The sequence below is a fragment of the Sphingomonas sp. GV3 genome (assembly GCF_031082075.1).
GTDB classification, from domain to species: domain Bacteria; phylum Pseudomonadota; class Alphaproteobacteria; order Sphingomonadales; family Sphingomonadaceae; genus Sphingomonas; species Sphingomonas beigongshangi.
On sequence record NZ_JARWLE010000001.1, the window covers coordinates 1,503,429 to 1,522,058 of the forward strand.

Consider the following 18,630-nt stretch of genomic DNA (forward strand, 5'->3'; position numbering starts at 1 on the left):
TCAGCCCTTCTTCTTCGCGTGACGGCTGCGGATGATCATCTTGTCCGTCGCCTTGTTGTGACGGGTGCGCGCACCCTTCGTCGGCTTGCCCCAGGGGGTAACCGGATGACGGCCGCCCGAGGTGCGGCCTTCACCACCGCCGTGCGGGTGGTCGACCGGGTTCTTCGCGACACCGCGGGTCAGCGGGCGCTTGCCCATCCAGCGGCTGCGACCGGCCTTGCCGAGGTTCTGGTTCTGGTTGTCCGGGTTGGACACCGCACCCACCGTCGCCATGCACTCGCCGTGGATATAGCGCTGCTCGCCCGAGTTCAGTCGAACGATCACCATGCCGCGGTCACGGCCGACGACCTGCACATAGGTGCCGGCCGAACGCGCGATCTGACCGCCCTTGCCCGGCTTCATCTCCACGTTGTGGACGATGGTGCCGACCGGCATCTGGCCCAGCTCCATGGCATTGCCCGGCTTCACGTCGGTCTTCTTGCCAGCGACGATCTTGTCGCCCGGCGCCAGACGCTGCGGCGCCAGAATGTAGGCCAGCTCTTCGTCGGCATACTTGACCAGCGCGATGAACGCGGTGCGGTTCGGGTCATACTCGAGCCGCTCGACGGTCGCCTCGACGTCCCACTTGCGACGCTTGAAGTCGACGTAGCGGTACTTCTGCTTGTGGCCGCCCGCGATGCCGCGGCTGGTCACATGACCCTTGTTGTTGCGGCCACCGGTCTTGCGCTTGCCTTCGGTAAGCGCCTTGACCGGCTTGCCCTTGTAGAGCGCCGACTTGTCGACGAGGATGAGGCCGCGGCGGGCCGGGCTCGTCGGGTTATAATGCTTGAGTGCCATGACCCTTAGATCCCCGTCGTCACGTCGATGGACTGGCCATCCTTGAGGGTGACGATCGCCTTCTTCATGTCAGACCGCTGATAGGGGGCACCCTTCCAGCGCTTGGTCTTGCCCTTCTGGACGATCGTGTTGACGCCGGTCACGGTGACGTCGAACAGAGCCTCGACGGCAGCCTTGATCTGCGGCTTGGTCGCGTCATTGGCGACCTTGAACACGACGGCGTTCTGCTCGCTGAGCAGGGTCGCCTTCTCGGTGATGTGTGGCGCAACGATCACGTCATAATGACGCACGTCGACGGCCTTCTGCTGCTTAGCCATTGAAGCGAGCCTCCAGCTTCTCGACCGCCGCGCGGGTCAGCACCAGCGTGTCAGCCTTCAGGATGTCATAGACGTTGGCGCCCATCGCCGGGAGGACGTTGACCTCGCGCAGGTTGCCCGCCGCCAGCGCGAAGCTGGTCTCGACGGCGTCGCCGTCGATGACGAGCGCGGTCTTGCCGAAGCCGAGCTTCGCCAGATCGCCCTTGAGCGTCTTCGTCTTGTTACCCTCGACGACCAGGCTGTCCATGACGATCAGCGAACCCGCCTTGGCGTGGCTCGACAGCGCCATCTTCAGGCCCAGCGCGCGGATCTTCTTGTTCAGCGACGGATTGAAGTCGCGAACGCGGGCACCATGGGCCTTACCACCGCCGATGAAGACGGGAGCGCGACGATCGCCGTGACGGGCGACACCGCCGCCCTTCTGACGACCGAGCTTCTTGCCCGAACGCGCGACATCGGCACGCTCGCGGGTGCCACGCGCGGTGGCGCGACGCTTCTCCAGCTGCCAGGTGACGACGCGATGCAGGACGTCGGCACGCGGATCGAGGCCGAACACCTCGTCGTTGAGCTCGACATCCGCCGCGGCGGAACCGGCGAAGGACTTGACTGCGACCTTCACTTGTTAGCCCTCCTGGCCAGCGGTGGCTTCCGGAGCAGGCTCGGCAGAAGCGACATTGTTGTTGGCGGCGCTCTTCAGCCCGGCGGGCATCGGCGCATCGGCGTGACGGGCGACCTTGACGGCGTCCTTGACGAACAGCCAGCCACCCTTCGAGCCCGGAACCGAACCCTTCACGAAGATCAGACCGCGCTCGACGTCGGTGCCGACGATCTCAAGGTTCTGCTGCGTGCGGTTCTTGTCGCCCATGTGGCCGGCCATCTTCTTGTTCTTGAAGACGCGACCCGGATCCTGGCGATTACCCGTCGAACCGTGCGAACGGTGCGACACCGAAACGCCGTGCGTCGCGCGCAGACCGCCGAAGTTCCAGCGCTTCATGGCGCCAGCAAAACCCTTACCCTGGGTACGACCCTGGATGTCGACGAACTGGCCGGCGACGAAGTGGTCGGCCGACAGCTCGGCGCCGACGTCGAGGAGGTTGTCCTCGGTCACGCGGAATTCGGCAACCACCGCCTTCGGCTCCACCTCGGCCTTGCCGAAGTGGCCGCGCTGCGGCTTGGCGACGTTCTTGGCCTTGGCGACGCCTGCGCCAAGCTGGACGGCCGTGTAGCCGTCGGTATTCATCTCGCGGCGGGCGATGACCTGCAGGCCTTCGAGCTGCAGGACGGTGACCGGCACGTGCCGACCGTCGTCCTGAAACAGGCGGGTCATCCCCATCTTCTTCGCGATCACGCCGGTGCGCATGATCCACACTCCTCACAGAGGCACGCTCGAACCATTCGAAACGTGCGTGTCGACCCGGAAATGCGAAGCGTGCCCCCGTCCCGGGCCGGTTGTCCTCTCAGCGATACGCTCAAGAACATGACGGGAGACGCTGCCCTGACTGCCGAGGCGGTCAGCGGTATCTCAAATGCCATCGCGCCGCGGGACATGAGTCGACCGCAGCGCGTAGGCAGCCCTTACGCGAGCTTGATCTCGACGTCAACGCCAGCGGCGAGGTCGAGCTTCATGAGCGCGTCGACCGTCTGCGGCGTCGGCTGCACGATGTCGAGCATGCGCTTGTAGGTGCGCACCTCGAACTGCTCGCGCGACTTCTTGTCGATGTGCGGGCCGCGGTTGACGGTGAACTTCTCGATGCGAGTCGGCAGCGGAATCGGGCCGCGGATGAGCGCGCCGGTGCGACGCGCGGTGTCGGCGATGTCGCCGGTCGCCTGGTCGAGAACGCGATGATCGAACGCCTTGAGGCGAATGCGGATGTTGCTGTCCATGATCCCTACCGATGCGAATACGAGCACGACCCCGGCCGTCGCCCCGACCGCCGTGATGGCGATGGAGCCTCGTGCCGCAGGCCGCAGGCCGGCGGGATGAGATCCCGATGCACCGCTGGATGCGGCACCGGGACGACGAGAAAGAGCCGAAACTCAAAAACTGAAGGCGCGCCCACTACAGGCACCCTCATAAAAAGGCAATCGCCCGACTCCCTTTTTTTGGGGAGCCGGGCGAAAAACCTTGGTCAGCGACGGCGCGCGGGCGCGCCGTCGGCGTCTTACTTGTCGATCGAGCTCACGACGCCCGCGCCGACGGTACGACCACCCTCACGGATGGTGAAGCGCTGGCCGACGTCCATGGCGATCGGCGCGATCAGCTTGATGCCGAGCGCGATGTTATCGCCAGGCATGACCATCTCGGTGCCCTCGGGCAGCTCGACGGTGCCGGTCACGTCGGTCGTGCGGAAGTAGAACTGCGGACGATAGTTGGCGAAGAACGGCGTGTGACGGCCACCCTCTTCCTTCGACAGCACGTACACTTCCGACTTGAAGTCGGTGTGCGGCTTGATCGAGCCGGGCTTGCAGAGCACCTGGCCACGCTCGACCTCGTCGCGGGCGACGCCGCGAATCAGCGCACCGACGTTGTCGCCGGCCTGGCCCTGGTCGAGCAGCTTACGGAACATCTCGACGCCGGTGACGGTGGTCTTGCGGACCTCCGGGTGGATGCCGACGATCTCGACTTCCTCACCGACCTTGATGATGCCGGTCTCTACGCGGCCGGTCACGACGGTGCCGCGACCCGAGATCGAGAACACGTCCTCGATCGGCATCATGAACGGCTTGTCGAGCGGACGCTCCGGCTGCGGGATGTAGTCGTCGACGGCCTGCATCAGCTCGAGGACGGCGTCCTTGCCCAGCTTCTCGTTCGAACCCGAGAGCGCGCAGGTGGCCGAACCCTTGATGACGGGGATGTCGTCGCCCGGGAACTCGTACGAGCTCAGCAGCTCGCGGATTTCCAGCTCGACGAGCTCGAGGATTTCCTCGTCGTCGACCAGATCGACCTTGTTCATGAACACGACCATCGCGGGCACGCCGACCTGGCGGGCGAGCAGGATGTGCTCGCGGGTCTGCGGCATCGGGCCGTCGGTCGAGGACACGACCAGGATCGCGCCGTCCATCTGCGCCGCGCCGGTGATCATGTTCTTCACGTAGTCGGCGTGACCCGGGCAGTCGACGTGCGCATAGTGGCGGTTGGCCGTCTCATACTCGACGTGCGCCGTCGAGATGGTGATGCCGCGCGCGCGCTCTTCCGGCGCCTTGTCGATGTTCTCGAAGTCGACCTTCTCGGACAGACCCTGGTCGGCCAGAACCTTGGTGATCGCCGCGGTCAGCGAGGTCTTGCCATGGTCGACGTGGCCGATGGTGCCGATGTTCAGGTGCGGCTTGTTCCGCTCGAATTTTGCCTTAGCCATTTTCCTACCTTCTGATTCGAATTCGGTGCCGCCCGGGGCTACGCGAACGCGGCCCTGTAGCGGGAGTTTGTCGGTAATGCCAGCCCCCGTGAAGGAGGGCCGCACGGGATTGATCCCGCGTCGTGGGACGGGCTCGGCAGTATGCCGGTCCGCCGCCGGCCTTTCGGCATTGCGGGGGCAGGCAGGCCTGCCCCCGTTCGCCTTAGGCCATCTTCGCCTTCACCTCGTCGGCGACGTTCTGCGGCACTTCGTCATAGTGCGAGAACTGCATCGAGTAGCTGGCGCGGCCCTGCGTGAAGCTGCGCAGCGAGTTGACGTAGCCGAACATGTTGGCGAGCGGCACCATCGCGGTCACCGCCTGCGCGTTGCCGCGCGTGTCGGTGCCCTGGATCTGCCCGCGGCGGCTGTTCATGTCGCCGATCACGTCGCCGAGGTAATCCTCCGGCGTCACGACCTCGACCTTCATCACCGGCTCGAGCAGCGTGATGCCCGCCTTCTGGGCGCCCTCACGCATCGCACCGCGCGCGGTGATTTCGAACGCCAGCGCCGACGAGTCGACGTCGTGATACGCGCCGTCGTACAGCGTGATCTCGAAGTCGATGATCGGGAAGCCGACCAGCGAACCGGTCGCCGCCGTCTCGCGGAAGCCCTTCTCAATCGCGGGGATATATTCGCGCGGAATGTTACCGCCCTTGATCTCGTCCTTGAAGATGATGCCCGCGCCGCGTTCGCCCGGGGTCAGCTTCACCTTCACGCGGCCGAACTGCCCGGTGCCGCCCGACTGCTTCTTGTGGGTATAGTCGATGTCGACGGGCTTCTTGAGGTATTCGCGATACGCCACCTGCGGCGCACCGACGTTCGCCTCGACCTTGAACTCGCGCTTCATGCGGTCGACGAGGATCTCGAGGTGGAGTTCGCCCATCCCCTTGATGATCGTCTGGCCCGATTCGTGATCGGTCGACACGCGGAACGAGGGATCCTCGGCGGCGAGGCGATTGAGCGCGATGCCCATCTTCTCCTGGTCGGCCTTGGTCTTCGGCTCCACCGACAGCTCGATCACCGGCTCCGGGAATTCCATGCGCTCGAGAATGATCGGGTGCGCCGGGTCGCAGAGCGTGTCGCCCGTCGTCGTCTCCTTGAGACCCGCAAGCGCGACGATGTCGCCGGCACGCGCCTCTTCGATGTCCTCACGCGAGTTCGCGTGCATGAGGAGCATGCGGCCGATCTTTTCCTTCTTGTCCTTCACCGAGTTCAGGTAGCCGCCCTTGGTCAGGACGCCCGAATAGATGCGCGCAAAGGTGAGCGAGCCGACGAACGGGTCGTTCATGATCTTGAACGCCAGCGCCGAGAACGGCGCGTCGTCAGACGACGGACGCTCGTCCGGCGTCTCGCCGTCGAGCTTGACGCCCTTGATCGCCGGCACGTCGAGCGGGCTCGGCAGGAAGTCGACGACCGCGTCGAGCAAGGGCTGCACGCCCTTGTTCTTGAACGCCGAGCCGCAGACGACCGGCACAAACGACATGTTCAGCGTACCCTTGCGGATCAGCGCCTTGAGCTGCTTGGCGTCAGGCTCGTTGCCCTCGAGATACGCCTCCATAGCCTCGTCGTCCTGCTCGACGGCGAGTTCGATCAGCTCGTTGCGGTACTTCGCCGCCTTCTCCGCCATGTCGTCGGGGATCGGCTGATATTCGAACTTCGCGCCCAGGCTCTCCTCGAGCCAGATGATCGCGCGATTCTCGACCAGGTCGACGAGACCCTTGAAGCCGCCCTCGATGCCGATCGGCAGATACAGGACGGCCGGCTTCGCGCCCAGGCGATCGATGATCGACTGCACGCAGAAATAGAAGTCAGCGCCGGTGCGGTCGAGCTTGTTGACGAAGCACATGCGCGGCACGCCGTACTTGTCGGCCTGACGCCACACGGTCTCGGACTGCGGTTCAACGCCGGCGACGCCGTCGAAGCACGCGACCGCGCCGTCGAGGACGCGCAAGCTACGCTCGACCTCGATGGTGAAGTCGACGTGGCCCGGCGTGTCGATGATGTTGATCAGATGCTCGGGTCCCTTGCCCTCTTCGGCCTTCCACTTGCAGGTGGTCGCCGCCGAGGTGATCGTGATCCCGCGCTCCTGCTCCTGCTCCATCCAGTCCATCGTCGCGGTGCCCTCATGGACCTCGCCGATCTTATAGGACTTGCCGGTGTAATAGAGGATGCGCTCGGTCGTCGTGGTCTTGCCGGCGTCGATATGCGCCATGATGCCGATATTGCGGTATAGTTCGAGCGGATGGCTGCGGGCCATGATCGGGCTTCCTTAGCGATGTGGGGAGCTCAGCACTCGGCCGGCTCCCCACGATATAGGTCAGATGTAAGACGCTTCCAAGACAGGTCGCGTCACCATCGATTTACCAGCGGTAGTGGCTGAAGGCGCGGTTCGCCTCGGCCATGCGGTGCGTGTCCTCGCGCTTCTTTACCGCGTTGCCACGGTTGTTCGAGGCGTCGAGCAGCTCGCCCGACAGGCGCGCCGACATGGTGTTCTCGCTACGCGCACGGGCGGCGGCGATCAGCCAGCGGATCGCGAGCGCCTGCGCACGCTCCGGACGGACCTCGACGGGGACCTGGTAGGTCGCACCGCCGACGCGGCGGCTGCGGACCTCGATGCCCGGCTTGATGTTGTTGAGCGCATCGTGGAACACGCCGATCGGCTCGCGCTTCGCGCGGGTCTCGACGGTCTCCAGAGCACCGTAAACGATCGATTCGGCGACGGACTTCTTGCCGTCCAGCATCACCGAATTCATGAACTTCGAGAGAACCTCATCACCGTACTTCGGATCCGGCAGGATGATGCGCTTCTCGGGGCGACGACGACGTGCCATTTCAAATTCCTTCTAAACTTCAGCCGTGATGACGAAACGCGTTCGTCGGCTTACTTCGGACGCTTGGCGCCGTACTTGGAGCGGGACTGGCGGCGATCCTTGACGCCCTGCGTGTCGAGCACGCCGCGCAGCACATGGTAGCGCACGCCGGGAAGGTCGCGCACACGGCCGCCGCGGATCAGCACCACCGAGTGCTCCTGCAGGTTGTGGCCCTCGCCCGGGATGTAGCTGATCACTTCGCGGCTGTTGGTCAGGCGGACCTTGGCCACCTTGCGCAGCGCCGAGTTCGGCTTCTTCGGGGTCGTCGTGTAGACACGGGTGCAGACGCCGCGCTTCTGCGGGTTCTGCTCCATCGCAGGGACCTTGGACTTGGCCTTCTGCGGTTCGCGGCCCTTGCGGACCAGCTGGTTGATCGTCGGCATGAAGCCTTCACCTCTATCAAAGGGTTACTTTGCTGGAGCCATCACAGCACTAGGGAATACAAAAAGGGGCGAAGGCCGCGCGAATCACCCGCGCCGCCCCGACCCACGACTTTGCATCCAGCAATGTTCAAGCTGTCCACCGCCTGTTGAGGGCGCCGGACGGGGCGGGCCTATACGCGCGAGCAGGCCGAGCGTCAACGGGCCGGGCGCCGGCCGGCAAGCGCGCCGCCGCCGGGCCTTAACGCCGCCTCAACCGTCGCGGGCGCAAGGCGCGACACGTCATGATGCACAATGCAGCCGGATCCGAGCGACATCGCGCCTTAGCCACCCAGTCTCGCTCCGTCGCGCGGTTCCTGCCCGATCGCGGCTCGACCATGGGGCCGGCGCCTACCCCTTATCCGCATCTGGCCGCGCCGATCCTCCATGCTGCCACCCTGCTCATGGCATGGATCAGGCGGCGGAGCGGCGGGACGCGATGCGGCGCGGGCGTTCGGGTTCGGATCAGCCTTCCCGAACCGGCGAACGACAATCTCCCCCTGCCGCGGGGGCGCAGCGCACCCTCCCCGATCGCCGCGGCCATCGCGCGCCATTATGCGACCCAGCAAGACCGATCGCGCGACGTGACGCATTTGCGACATCGGGCGCTTGCCCTACCCGACACGACCCGCTAGAGGCCGGCGCCGCTGCAGGAGTGTAGCTCAGTTGGTAGAGCATCGGTCTCCAAAACCGAGGGCCGTGGGTTCGAGTCCCTCCACTCCTGCCATTCCCCTCGAAATGGTTGCAAAAGAGGCAACTAAAGCACGGATATTGGGTGCTTTTCATGAATGCCGTGTCATTTTTGCGGCGAACTGAGCGTGACGCACGCTCGGCACCCGGCTATCGCGAGCGTATGGATGAAGCGACGCGTTACACCATTGTTTACGGCATCATAGGCCTCTTGCTCCTGATCGGCATTCCGTCCTTGACGGTATATCTGCGCCGACGCCGGCGCGAGAAACTGCGGCGCCGCGGGATCAAGACCTACGGCCATTGATCGCGGGAACGACGTATAACCGGCGCTCTTGCCTTAGCGTCGCAGCACCGCTATCTCCGAAATCCATCCGACAGCGAGGACGGGCCGTCGCCGGTTCCCTTTACGGGAAGCGGCGGGAAAGCCATGTCTTCCAGATCGGTATTTTGTGATTCTAGCGGGCTTCGAAAACTGTGGCGAAGACGACTCCCATCGAATTCATCCGTCAGGTGCAGGCCGAGACGAAAAAGGTCGTGTGGCCGACCCGGCGCGAGACGGTCATGACGGGCGTCATGGTGGTGATCATGACCACCATCCTCGCGCTGTTCTTCCTGGGCGTCGACTCGTTCTTCAACGCCGTTGTCCAGGCGTTGCTGAAGCTCGCGAAGTAAAGGGGCCAATTGCATGGCGCGCTGGTACATCATTCACGCCTATTCCGGCTTCGAGGGCAAGGTCCGCGACGCCATCATGGCCGAGGCGACCCGCCTTGGCCTGGAGCAGCTGGTCGAGCAGATCGAGGTGCCGACCGAGACCGTCACTGAGGCCCGCCGCGGCAAGAAGATTGCGGTCGAGCGCAAGTTCATGCCCGGTTACGTCCTCGCCAAGCTGAACATGAACGACGACGTCTATCACCTGGTCAAGAACACGCCGAAGGTGACGGGCTTCCTGGGATCGATGGGCAAGCCGCAGGCGATCAGCGAGGCCGAGGCCGCGCGGATGCTCAACAGCAAGGAAGAGGCCGCAGCGGCGCCGAAGACCAAGGTCAAGGTCGATTATGAAATCGGCGACGCGGTCAAGGTGCTGGAAGGCCCCTTCGCCAGCTTCAACGGCATCGTCGAGGAGCTCGATTTCGACAAGTCGAAGGTCAAGGTCAGCGTGTCGATCTTCGGCCGCGCGACGCCGGTCGAGCTCGACTTCGAACAGGTCGAACGGTCGAAGTAAGCGCGACAGCATTCGGATCGCGAAAAGGCCGGCGGGGCGACCCGACCGGCCTTTTTCCTTGCCCGGCTCCCGCCCGCGATCGTGCGGGGATACAGCCTCCTACCGGCCGCCGGGCGGCAGGTTGATCTCGAGATAGCGGGTCATTAGCGAATACAGGTGCACGCTCGTTCCCGGCTTTTCATAGATGCCGTGCGTGCGGTCGGGATAGGCCATCATCGAAAACGGCTTGCCCGCCGCGATCAGTGCGTCCGCCATCTGTTCCGTGTTCTGATAGTGGACGTTGTCGTCGCCGGTACCGTGGATCATCAGCAGGTTGCCCTTGAGCCCGGCGGCATAGGTGATCGGCGACCCCTTGCGATAACCTTCCGCATTGTCGTCGGGCAGCCCCATGTACCGTTCCTGGTAGATGGTGTCGTAAAGCTTCTGGTCGGCGACGCCCGCCACCGCGATGCCGGTCGCATAGAGATCCGGAAAGCGGAACATCGAATGGAGCGTCGTCGACCCGCCGCCGCTCCAGCCCCAGATGCCGACACGGGTCGGATCGATATAGGCGCGGGTCGCAAGCATCCGACGCACGGCAGCGGCTATGTCTTCTGGCCCGACGATCCCGATGCGCCGGTAGATCGTCTTGCGCCATTCCCGACCGCGCGGCGACGCGACCCCGCGCGGATCGATGCTCGCCACCAGATAGCCGTGTTCAGCCAGCATGCGGTGCCACAGCGCGCCGCGACCGCCCCAACGATCCGCCACCGTTTGACCGGCCGGCTCGCCATAGACCTGGAACAGGATCGGATAGCGTTTAGCCGGATTGAAGTTCGCCGGCTTGATCAGCCAGCCGTCGAGCTGCGTCCCGCCGCCGATGTCGACGCGGAAGAATTCGGTCGGCGGCAGCGGCCCGTCGGTCACCACGTCTTGCAGCGCCTGGTTGCGCGCGAGCACGCGCAGCGACTTGCCGGTCGTCATGTCCATCACCTCGGTGACGGGCGCGCGATCGAAGCGGGAGAAAGTGTGCCGTGCCCAGTGCGCGCCGGGGGCAAGGTCGTAGGCATGCGTTCCCGCCTGGCCCGGGCCGCTCGGCGTAACGCGCTCGACGCGCGGCGTGCCGGTGAGCGTCGCCCGATACAGGTAGCGCTGCGTCGGATTGTCGGGCGAGGCGATGAAATAGGCATAGCCCCCCGCCTCGTCGACCTGAAGCAGGTCGATCACGTCGTAATTGCCGGGCGTGCGCAACTGCATCCGCTTTCCGTCGCGTGAGGCGAGGTAGAGGTGCCGCCAGCCGTCGCGCTCGCTCATCCAGGTGAAGCCGGAACCGTTCTTCAGCCACTGGACCTGATCGTTCGCCTCGACCCAGGCCTTGTCGCGCTCCACGAACAAGGGCGCGACGCTGCCGTCGGCGGGATCGCCGAGCAGCACCTGGTAAGTGTTCTGGAGCCGGTTGGCATATTGGATCAGTACGCGGCCCGAACTTCCCGCCCAGCCCATTTGCGGAACATAGGTCTGGCGCGGATCACCCTGCAGCCTGAACCAGCGCGTCCGGCCGGTGGCGATGTCGACCGTGCCAACCTGCACCGCCGAATTGGCAGTGCCGACCTTCGGATATTGCAGCGGGATGACCTTCGAATACTGGCCGTCGGTATTCTTGATCATGGCGAAGGTGCCGACCCCGGAGGTGTCGAAGCGCCAGAAGGCGATGCGGCGTGAATCCGGGCTCCAGCTCCAGGCCTTGCGGAGGCCGAACTCCTCCTCATAGACCCAGTCGCCCAGGCCGTTGACGATCAGGTCGCTGCCGTCGCTAGTGAGCCGCTGCGGTGCGCCGCCGCCGACGGGTTCAACATAGAGGTCGTTGGCGCGGACATAGGCGATGCGCGTTCCGTCGGGCGAAAATTCCGCATACATCGTCGTCGAGGGCGCGGCCGTGGGACCGCCGATCCTGCGGAGCTGCTTGGTATCAAGGTCGAGAAGCCAGTAATCGCCGAGCGCGTGCGTGCGGCGGAACGGCTTGCCGCCCGTGAACACCAGCACCTTGCGCCGGTCGGGCGAGAAGGCATAGCCCTCCACCCCGATCGGCGCCGCCCCCTTCGGCACGAGCAACTCGGCGGGGACAAGCACGGTGCGCGCGCCGCCCGCGATCTCGTAGCGGACGATGTCGCTGCCGCCGTCGGTGCTTTTCGACGATTCTATCGCGATATAGCCGCGCCCGTCCTCGGTCCATTCGCCGCCGTCGAAACTGTCGCCGCGGATCGCGTCGGCGCCGAAGATGCGGTCGACGGTCAGCGGCCGGTATCCCCGCGCGGTGGTCGCGACAGGCGCCCTCGCGCGCTGGGCCGGCGCTTCCGGTACGGGAGTGATCTGAGCCAGTCCGATCGGCGGCGACACCGTCGCGGCCAGCAGGGCGAACAAGGGTGTCGAACGCATGGATGTCCCCCTCAAGGCATGATGCGTGCCGTGTTAGCGGAGCTGGACGGCAACGTATACGGCTCGGGAGCGACTCGCCGTCCTCGTGCGGATGCCCTGGCTTGCGACGATCGCCAAGTACTGCGCTAGGTGCGGGAGCTTGAAATACGGACGGTTGCTCCACTGCCGTGATGCAGGCAGAACCGATATCGGCCGATATTTGCCAATATTCTACATCCTCCCACAAGAACTATTGCGACCGATGTATTATCCCTGCATTGTCGACTTCAGTATATCCGTGAAGGGGCAGTGCAGTGCTCGCTCTAACGACAATGATTGCCGGCTTTCTGATCGGCCCCGCTCCAATTGAGGTGCCACCCGGCACATTCAAAACGTGGGCCTCGATCGAAAAGCGCGCGCTCGATTTCCGATCAGACGGCGTCACCGTTCATGTAGAAGCGGTGCCATGCCCCGCCCATCCTGTCGGAGACAGCGATTGCAGGTGGGATGGTTATAATAATCAGGCCAACGTCACGGTTGAACAGGCGGGGATGGATCCCGTGACAATCAAGACGGACAGCCAAAGCGCCTATGCAAGGATCGCAGTTGCTCGCTTTCGTCGAGACGACCGCAACCCTGGCATCATCATCGAAAGCCAATCAGGTGGATCGGGCGGCGATATGACGCTCCAACTCTTGATCCCGATCGGAGATCGCTACCAACTGGCTCAATCACTCAACCCCGCCGACCTGCACCTTCAAGGTCAAATAGCTGATGCGCCTCGTGATCTATCGGGAGATGGCAACATCGACCTTAAACTCGAAGACACTGCGTTCGATTCAGTCTTTGGTTGCAACGCCTGCACACCTCGCCCGCCAAAACTTCTTACCGTCAAGGATGGGCAGATCATCGATGAGAGCCGCGATCCGGGGGTCGGAGCCATATTTGCCGCTGACATGAAGCGCCTCGAACCGCTTTGCCTATCGCATGACCGGGACCGCAACGGTGCTTGCGCGGCTTATGTAGCCGATGCGGCGCGGGCGGGACAGTTCGATGCGGCCTGGACTGCGATGCTGGCGCATTACGAACATGACGGCGCTCTGTGGGAGCCGTGCGATCTGCCACCCTCGCAGTGGCAAGAGCATCAATGCCCCGAGGGGCACCGAACACGGTTCAGGCGTTTTCCTGACTCCCTGCGCGCCTTCCTGATCCGAACGGGCTATCTTCCCGCCTCAGCCCAATAGTATTGCGGCCGCTGCCGTCCGCATTCCGAAGATCGAACGGCATGGCGCCCGCGCCCCTCGCCCCATGGCTGCCAGCATGCAGCCCACGCCTCCTTGTCACGGGGGATTGACCGCGCGGCCTCACATCGGACACGCCGCGCGACATGGCCGATCTGCCCCCTCCCCCGCTCGACCTGCTGCGTGATGCGGCGCTGTTCCTCGATTTCGACGGCACGCTCGTCGAATTGCAGGAACGCCCCGATGCAGTGCGCGTCGACGATCGCCTGTCCGCGCTGGTCGCGCGCCTGTCCGATGCGCTCGACGGCCGGGTGGCGATCGTCAGCGGGCGGTCCGTATCGGGGATCCGCGCGCTATTCGGCGACCCCGGCTTCGCCATCTCGGGCAGCCACGGGCTCGAGGTCGCCTGGCCCGACGGACGCGAGACGGTGGCGGAACGACCCGCCGCCCTCGACCGTATTGTCGCGGAGATGACATCCTTCGCCTCTACGCGCCCCGGCGTGCTCGTCGAACAGAAGCCGCTCGGTGCGGCGCTCCATTACCGCCGCGATCCCGCCGCCGCCGCGGACAGCGACGCGCTCGCCCGCGCGCTTGCCGAGGAGGCCGGGTTGCACCTGCAGACCGGCAAGATGATGGCAGAGGTGCGCGTGCCGGGCGCGGACAAGGGAACGGCGCTGTACAAGCTGATGGAGACGGGACCGATGGCGGGTTACCGTCCCGTCTTCCTGGGCGACGACGACACCGACGAGCCCGCGATGGTCGCCGCGGCGCAGCTGGGCGGCGCCGGCATCCTGATCGGCGCGGCGCGCGCGAGCGCCGCGGCCTATCGGCTGGAAGGAGTCTCCGCCGCGCTGGACTGGCTGGAGGCGGCAGCGCGGAAGGCGGCGGCATGACCGACGCCTCCGTCGCCAATCCCGATGCGAACGCAATGTCGGTCGACCTGTGGCCGATCGGCAATTGCCAGGTCAGCGCGTTGATCGATCGCGTGGGCCGGTTCGTCTGGGCCTGCGTGCCGCGCGTCGATGGCGATCCGCTGTTCTCCGCCCTCGTCGGCGGCGCGGCGCCGGACGACGGCTATTGGTCGATCGATCTCGAGGATTCGACCCGCGTCGACCAATATTACATCCGCAACACGCCGATCCTCGTCAGCCTCCACACCGACTCGCATGGCAATGCGATCGAGGTGATCGACTTCAGCCCGCGCTTCCAGCGGCACGGCCGCACCTATCGCCCCGTCGCCTTCGCGCGGATCGTGCGTCCGGTCGCCGGATCCCCCCGCATCCGCGTCCGCATGCGCACCACCTGCGGCTGGGGCGGCACGTGCCGCGAACAGGTCGGCGGATCGAACCACCTGCGCATCATGCTCGATTCGATGGCGATGCGGCTGACCACCACCGCGCCAATCGGCATGGTCGAGGAGGAGCGCCCGTTCCGCATCGAGCGACCGCTGCATTTCTTCCTGGGGCCGGACGAGGGCTTCTCCGGCGACCTCGCCGAGACGGTCGAGGCGATGCTGACGCAGACGACCGCGGAATGGCAGGAGTGGGTGCGCGGCCTCGCCGTGCCGCTGGAATGGCAGGACGTCGTGATCCGCTCCGCGATCACGCTGAAGCTGTGCCAGCACGAGGAAACGGGCGCGATCGTCGCGGCGCTGACCACGTCGATACCGGAACACGCCGGGTCGGAGCGCAACTGGGACTATCGCTATTGCTGGGTCCGCGACGCCTATTACACGGTGCAGGCGCTCAACCGCCTCGGCGCGCTCGACGTGCTGGAGGGGTATCTGGGGTATCTCCGCAACATCGTCGACAGCGCGCGCGGCGGCCACATCCAGCCGCTCTATGGCGTGCTCGGCGAGGCGACGCTGGAGGAACGGTTCGCCCCCGCGCTGGCCGGCTATCGCGGCATGGGGCCGGTGCGCGTCGGCAACCAGGCCTATGAACAGATCCAGCATGACGCTTATGGCCAGATCGTGCTGTGCAGCGTCCACGCCTTCTTCGATCAGCGCCTGTTCCGCCAGTCGGGACGCGAGGATTTCGAGAGCCTGGAGCGCGTCGGCGAGCGCGCATGGACCTTCCACGACCAGCCGGACGCGGGGCTGTGGGAGCTGCGTACCCGGCAGAGCGTCCATACCTATTCGAGCGCGATGTGCTGGGCGGCCTGCGATCGCCTCGCCAATGCCGCCAAGGCGCTGGGGCTCGAGGACCGCTGCACCTTCTGGCAGGATCGCGCGGACCGCATCCGTACGGAGATCGAGGCGCACGCGTGGCGGCCGGAGACGAACCGCATGTCGGCGACATTCTCCGGCGACGACCTGGACGCGAGCCTGATCCAGCTGCTCGACCTGCGCTTCTTTGAGCCCGACGACCCTCGCTTCGTCGGCACGCTGGAGGCGGTGGAAAAGGGGCTGCGCCGGGGCAGTCACATGCTGCGCTACGATACAGAGGACGATTTCGGCCTGCCGGAGACGGCGTTCAACGTCTGCACCTTCTGGCTGATCGAGGCGCTGCACTTCACCGGTCGGTCCGAGGACGCGCGCGCGTTGTTCGACGAGATGCTGACACGGCGCACCGCAGCGGGGTTGCTGTCTGAGGACATTGATCCAAGTAGCGGTGAACTTTGGGGAAATTACCCACAGACCTATTCGCTGGTCGGCATGATCAACTGCGCCGTCCTGCTGTCCAAACCATGGAGTTCGATCCGCTGAGCCGTCTTGTTATCATTTCCAATCGCGTTTCTGCCCCCAATGGGTCGCATTCCGGGGCACAGGGCGGCCTCGCCGTCGCGCTCGCCTCCGCCCTGCAGGAGAATGGCGGCATCTGGTTCGGCTGGTCGGGGGAGGAGACGGACGAATACACCGGCCAGATCACCTTCACGCGCGCTGAGGGCGTCACGACTGCGACCGTCGACCTGGAGGCGCAGGACGTCGAGGAATATTACAACGGCTACGCCAATCGCACCTTGTGGCCGCTGTTCCACTATCGCGTCGACCTCGCCGAATATGAGCGAGAGTTCGCCGGCGGGTACAAAAGGGTCAATGTCCGTTTCGCGGAAACCGTGCGACCGCTGATCGAGGACGGCGATGCGGTGTGGATTCAGGATTACCACATGTTCCCGCTCGGCGAGGAACTGCGCCGGCTCGGGCTGAAGAACCGCATCGGCTTTTTCCTGCACATCCCCTGGCCGCCACGCCGCCTGCTGTCGATCCTGCCGGAGGCGGAGGCTCTGGTGCGCACGATGTTCGCCTATGACGTGATCGGCTTCCACACCGAGGAATGGCTGAGCTCGTTCGTCGATTATGCGTGCCACGAGCTGGGCGCGACGCTGGAGGGCGACATCCTGCGCCTAGGGGAGCGCCGGGTGCAGGTGATGGCGGTGCCGATCGGCATCGACGTGGACGAGTTCGCCGATCTGGCCACCAGCACGCGCGGCCGGCTCGCCTTCCGCCAGATGCGCGACAGCGCGGTGGGACGGGACATGATCGTCGGCGTCGACCGGCTCGACTATTCGAAGGGGTTGGAGGAGCGCTTCCTCGGCTACGAGCGATTCCTGACCGAACATCCCGAGGAGCGGAAGGAAGTTTTCCTGCTCCAGATCGCGCCGCCGAGCCGGGCGAGCGTCGGCAGCTACCAGCGCATCCGGTCCAGCCTGGAAAGCATCGCGGGTCGCATCAACGGCGCCTATTCGGATGTCGACTGGACGCCGATCCGCTACGTCAACCAGGGCTATCCGCGCGACGTGCTGGCCGGCATCTATCGCGCCGCGAAGATCGGCCTGGTCACGCCGCTGCGCGACGGGATGAACCTCGTCGCCAAGGAATATGTCGCCGCGCAGAACCCGGAGGACCCAGGCGTGCTGATCCTGTCGCGCTTTGCCGGGGCGGCGTGCCAGCTGACGGACGCGGTGCTGATCAACCCCTATTCGGCCGAAGAGATGGCCGACGCGATCATGCAAGCGCTGCGCATGGGCCGCGACGAGCGTATCGAGCGTTGGGAACGGATGATGGCGGTCATCCGCCGCGAAGATATCGCATGGTGGCGCCGCACCTTCACGGACGCGCTGGTGCGGGCGCCGGAGCCGGCATGAGCCGCATGCGCGGCAGTGCCTCGGGCATTTCCGTACGAATGAACGCATAGAGCGCCTCGCGCACCTCGCACCGCAGGTCGAACGCGGTCGACGCGTCCTTCGCCGTCATCAGCGCCCGCACCTCCATGATCCCGTCCGGTTTCGAATCCGTGATCTGGAGATTGTAGAAGCGGCCGTCCCAGCGGCTGCTTGCGCGGACCACCTCCTCCAGTTTCGCGCGCAGCCGTGGCACATCGGCGGCCGGATCGAGATACCAGAAGACGGAGCCGAGCAGCGCGCTGGTCTCTCGCGTCCAGTTCTGAAAGCTGTTCTCGAGGAACTTCGACACCGGCACGACAAGACGGCGGTCGTCCCAGATGCGGACGACGACATAGGTCAGTCTGATGTCCTCGATCCGCCCCCATTCGCCGTCGATGATGACGACATCGTCGATGCGGATGGGCTCGGTAAAGGCCATCTGGATGCCGGCGATGACGTTCTTCAGCGCCGGCTGCGCGGCGGCGCCGATCGCCAGGCCGGCGACGCCGGCGGAGGCGGCAAGCGTCACGCCGATCGTGCGCACCGACGGAATGCTCATCAGCATCATCATCGCAGTCAGCAACACCAGCACGAATACGCCGATGCGGTGCAGGATCGAGATGCGCGTCCGCCGTCGCCGCGCGCGCAGATTGTCGGGACCACTGATGTCGAAGCGGACCTCGCTGATGTCACGATAGGCGGTCAGCGCGGCGAGCAGCATCCAGCCGAACAGCCCAGGGGCGGCGATGCCGAGCAGCCGCTGCCACACATTCTCCCAGACGCGCGGCAGGTCGAGGCCGGGGGTCGCGGCGGCAAGCGCGACGCCGATCATCAGCCAGAAGGTCGGCCGGCGCAGGCGCAGCACGAGGATATCGTCCGCGCGTGTCTTCGTCCGCTCGGTGACGCGGCGAAGGACCGCGAACAGGATACGATGCACCAGCACGACGAGCAGCAAATAGCCGGCCAGGCCGATCAGGCGGGCGACCCACCCCGGCAGGTCGTGATCGAGATAGGGGATCTGCATCGTGCGCTAACACGCATCAGCGCGCCAAAGGCTCCCCTGCTGCGGAGCCGGGGCGGTGCGAGAGACACGCCAGCTCGGTCGCTGCCGTGCCGGTTCAGATGCCAGTCAGACGCG

Annotated in this window: 18 protein-coding genes and 1 tRNA gene; 8 read left to right on the forward strand and 11 right to left on the reverse strand. The window is 65.2% G+C overall.

What is annotated here, in order from left to right; all coding sequences use genetic code 11:
• The 9 genes from rplB to rpsL form a co-directional block, all read right to left on the reverse strand.
• Positions 1 to 837, reverse strand: a complete 837-nt coding sequence (gene rplB, locus RF701_RS07050; RefSeq protein WP_203309604.1) for a 50S ribosomal protein L2 — start codon at positions 835 to 837, stop codon at positions 1 to 3.
• Between the two features lie 5 nt (positions 838 to 842).
• Positions 843 to 1,154, reverse strand: a complete 312-nt coding sequence (locus tag RF701_RS07055; protein ID WP_203309605.1) for a 50S ribosomal protein L23 — start codon at positions 1,152 to 1,154, stop codon at positions 843 to 845.
• Entirely contained in the window at positions 1,147 to 1,773 is a 627-nt protein-coding gene (gene rplD, locus RF701_RS07060) for a 50S ribosomal protein L4 (protein WP_203309606.1), read from the reverse strand. The genes RF701_RS07055 and rplD overlap by 8 nt, the downstream gene beginning before the upstream one ends.
• A gap of 3 nt (positions 1,774 to 1,776) precedes the next feature.
• Entirely contained in the window at positions 1,777 to 2,514 is a 738-nt protein-coding gene (gene rplC, locus RF701_RS07065) for a 50S ribosomal protein L3 (RefSeq protein ID WP_210358139.1), read from the reverse strand.
• Between the two features lie 215 nt (positions 2,515 to 2,729).
• Positions 2,730 to 3,038 carry a 30S ribosomal protein S10 gene (gene rpsJ / locus RF701_RS07070; RefSeq protein ID WP_007406109.1) on the reverse strand — a complete coding sequence of 103 codons (309 nt, stop codon included), beginning with the start codon at positions 3,036 to 3,038 and terminating at the stop codon, positions 2,730 to 2,732.
• Positions 3,039 to 3,316: 278 nt separating this feature from the next.
• Complete coding sequence (tuf, locus tag RF701_RS07075) at positions 3,317 to 4,510, reverse strand: elongation factor Tu (RefSeq protein WP_203309608.1); 1,194 nt, start codon at positions 4,508 to 4,510, stop codon at positions 3,317 to 3,319.
• Positions 4,511 to 4,712: 202 nt separating this feature from the next.
• Entirely contained in the window at positions 4,713 to 6,806 is a 2,094-nt protein-coding gene (gene fusA, locus RF701_RS07080) for an elongation factor G (RefSeq protein WP_203309609.1), read from the reverse strand.
• 103 nt (positions 6,807 to 6,909) lie between these two features.
• On the reverse strand, positions 6,910 to 7,380 hold the full coding sequence (rpsG, locus tag RF701_RS07085; RefSeq protein WP_203309610.1) for a 30S ribosomal protein S7: 471 nt from the start codon (positions 7,378 to 7,380) through the stop codon (positions 6,910 to 6,912).
• A 50-nt stretch (positions 7,381 to 7,430) separates the two neighbouring features.
• Positions 7,431 to 7,802 (reverse strand): 30S ribosomal protein S12, encoded by a 372-nt coding sequence (gene rpsL, locus RF701_RS07090; protein ID WP_112381158.1) that lies wholly within the window; start codon positions 7,800 to 7,802, stop codon positions 7,431 to 7,433.
• Positions 7,803 to 8,489: 687 nt separating this feature from the next.
• On the opposite strand from rpsL, the gene RF701_RS07095 reads away from it, so the two are divergent.
• The 4 genes from RF701_RS07095 (at position 8,490) to nusG (ending at position 9,753) form a co-directional block, all read left to right on the forward strand.
• Positions 8,490 to 8,565: transfer RNA gene (locus tag RF701_RS07095), tRNA-Trp, on the forward strand.
• 57 nt (positions 8,566 to 8,622) lie between these two features.
• On the forward strand, positions 8,623 to 8,835 hold the full coding sequence (locus RF701_RS07100) for a hypothetical protein (RefSeq protein ID WP_210358318.1): 213 nt from the start codon (positions 8,623 to 8,625) through the stop codon (positions 8,833 to 8,835).
• Positions 8,836 to 9,005: 170 nt separating this feature from the next.
• The gene (gene secE, locus RF701_RS07105; RefSeq protein WP_203309636.1) at positions 9,006 to 9,203 is read left to right on the forward strand and encodes a preprotein translocase subunit SecE; all 198 of its coding nucleotides are present in this window, start codon (positions 9,006 to 9,008) and stop codon (positions 9,201 to 9,203) included.
• Positions 9,204 to 9,216: 13 nt separating this feature from the next.
• The gene (gene nusG, locus RF701_RS07110; RefSeq protein ID WP_037534189.1) at positions 9,217 to 9,753 is read left to right on the forward strand and encodes a transcription termination/antitermination protein NusG; all 537 of its coding nucleotides are present in this window, start codon (positions 9,217 to 9,219) and stop codon (positions 9,751 to 9,753) included.
• 99 nt (positions 9,754 to 9,852) lie between these two features.
• Here nusG and RF701_RS07115 read toward each other — a convergent pair whose 3' ends face one another.
• Positions 9,853 to 12,168 carry a S9 family peptidase gene (locus tag RF701_RS07115; protein WP_308814520.1) on the reverse strand — a complete coding sequence of 772 codons (2,316 nt, stop codon included), beginning with the start codon at positions 12,166 to 12,168 and terminating at the stop codon, positions 9,853 to 9,855.
• Positions 12,169 to 12,461: 293 nt separating this feature from the next.
• Here RF701_RS07115 and RF701_RS07120 point away from each other — a divergent pair, with 293 nt between their 5' ends.
• From RF701_RS07120 to otsA, 4 genes are all read left to right on the forward strand, one after another.
• The gene (locus tag RF701_RS07120) at positions 12,462 to 13,391 is read left to right on the forward strand and encodes a hypothetical protein (protein ID WP_308814521.1); all 930 of its coding nucleotides are present in this window, start codon (positions 12,462 to 12,464) and stop codon (positions 13,389 to 13,391) included.
• Between the two features lie 143 nt (positions 13,392 to 13,534).
• A complete protein-coding gene (otsB, locus tag RF701_RS07125; RefSeq protein ID WP_210358142.1) occupies positions 13,535 to 14,281 on the forward strand; it encodes a trehalose-phosphatase in 747 nt (248 codons plus the stop codon).
• Positions 14,278 to 16,095 (forward strand): glycoside hydrolase family 15 protein, encoded by a 1,818-nt coding sequence (locus tag RF701_RS07130; protein ID WP_308814522.1) that lies wholly within the window; start codon positions 14,278 to 14,280, stop codon positions 16,093 to 16,095. Before otsB ends, RF701_RS07130 begins: the two co-directional genes overlap by 4 nt.
• Positions 16,077 to 17,474 carry an alpha,alpha-trehalose-phosphate synthase (UDP-forming) gene (gene otsA, locus RF701_RS07135; protein ID WP_308814523.1) on the forward strand — a complete coding sequence of 466 codons (1,398 nt, stop codon included), beginning with the start codon at positions 16,077 to 16,079 and terminating at the stop codon, positions 17,472 to 17,474. The genes RF701_RS07130 and otsA overlap by 19 nt, the downstream gene beginning before the upstream one ends.
• Here the strand turns inward: otsA and RF701_RS07140 are convergent.
• Positions 17,437 to 18,516 (reverse strand): mechanosensitive ion channel family protein, encoded by a 1,080-nt coding sequence (locus RF701_RS07140; RefSeq protein WP_210358144.1) that lies wholly within the window; start codon positions 18,514 to 18,516, stop codon positions 17,437 to 17,439. The genes otsA and RF701_RS07140 overlap by 38 nt on opposite strands.
• Positions 18,517 to 18,630: the final 114 nt, after the last annotated feature.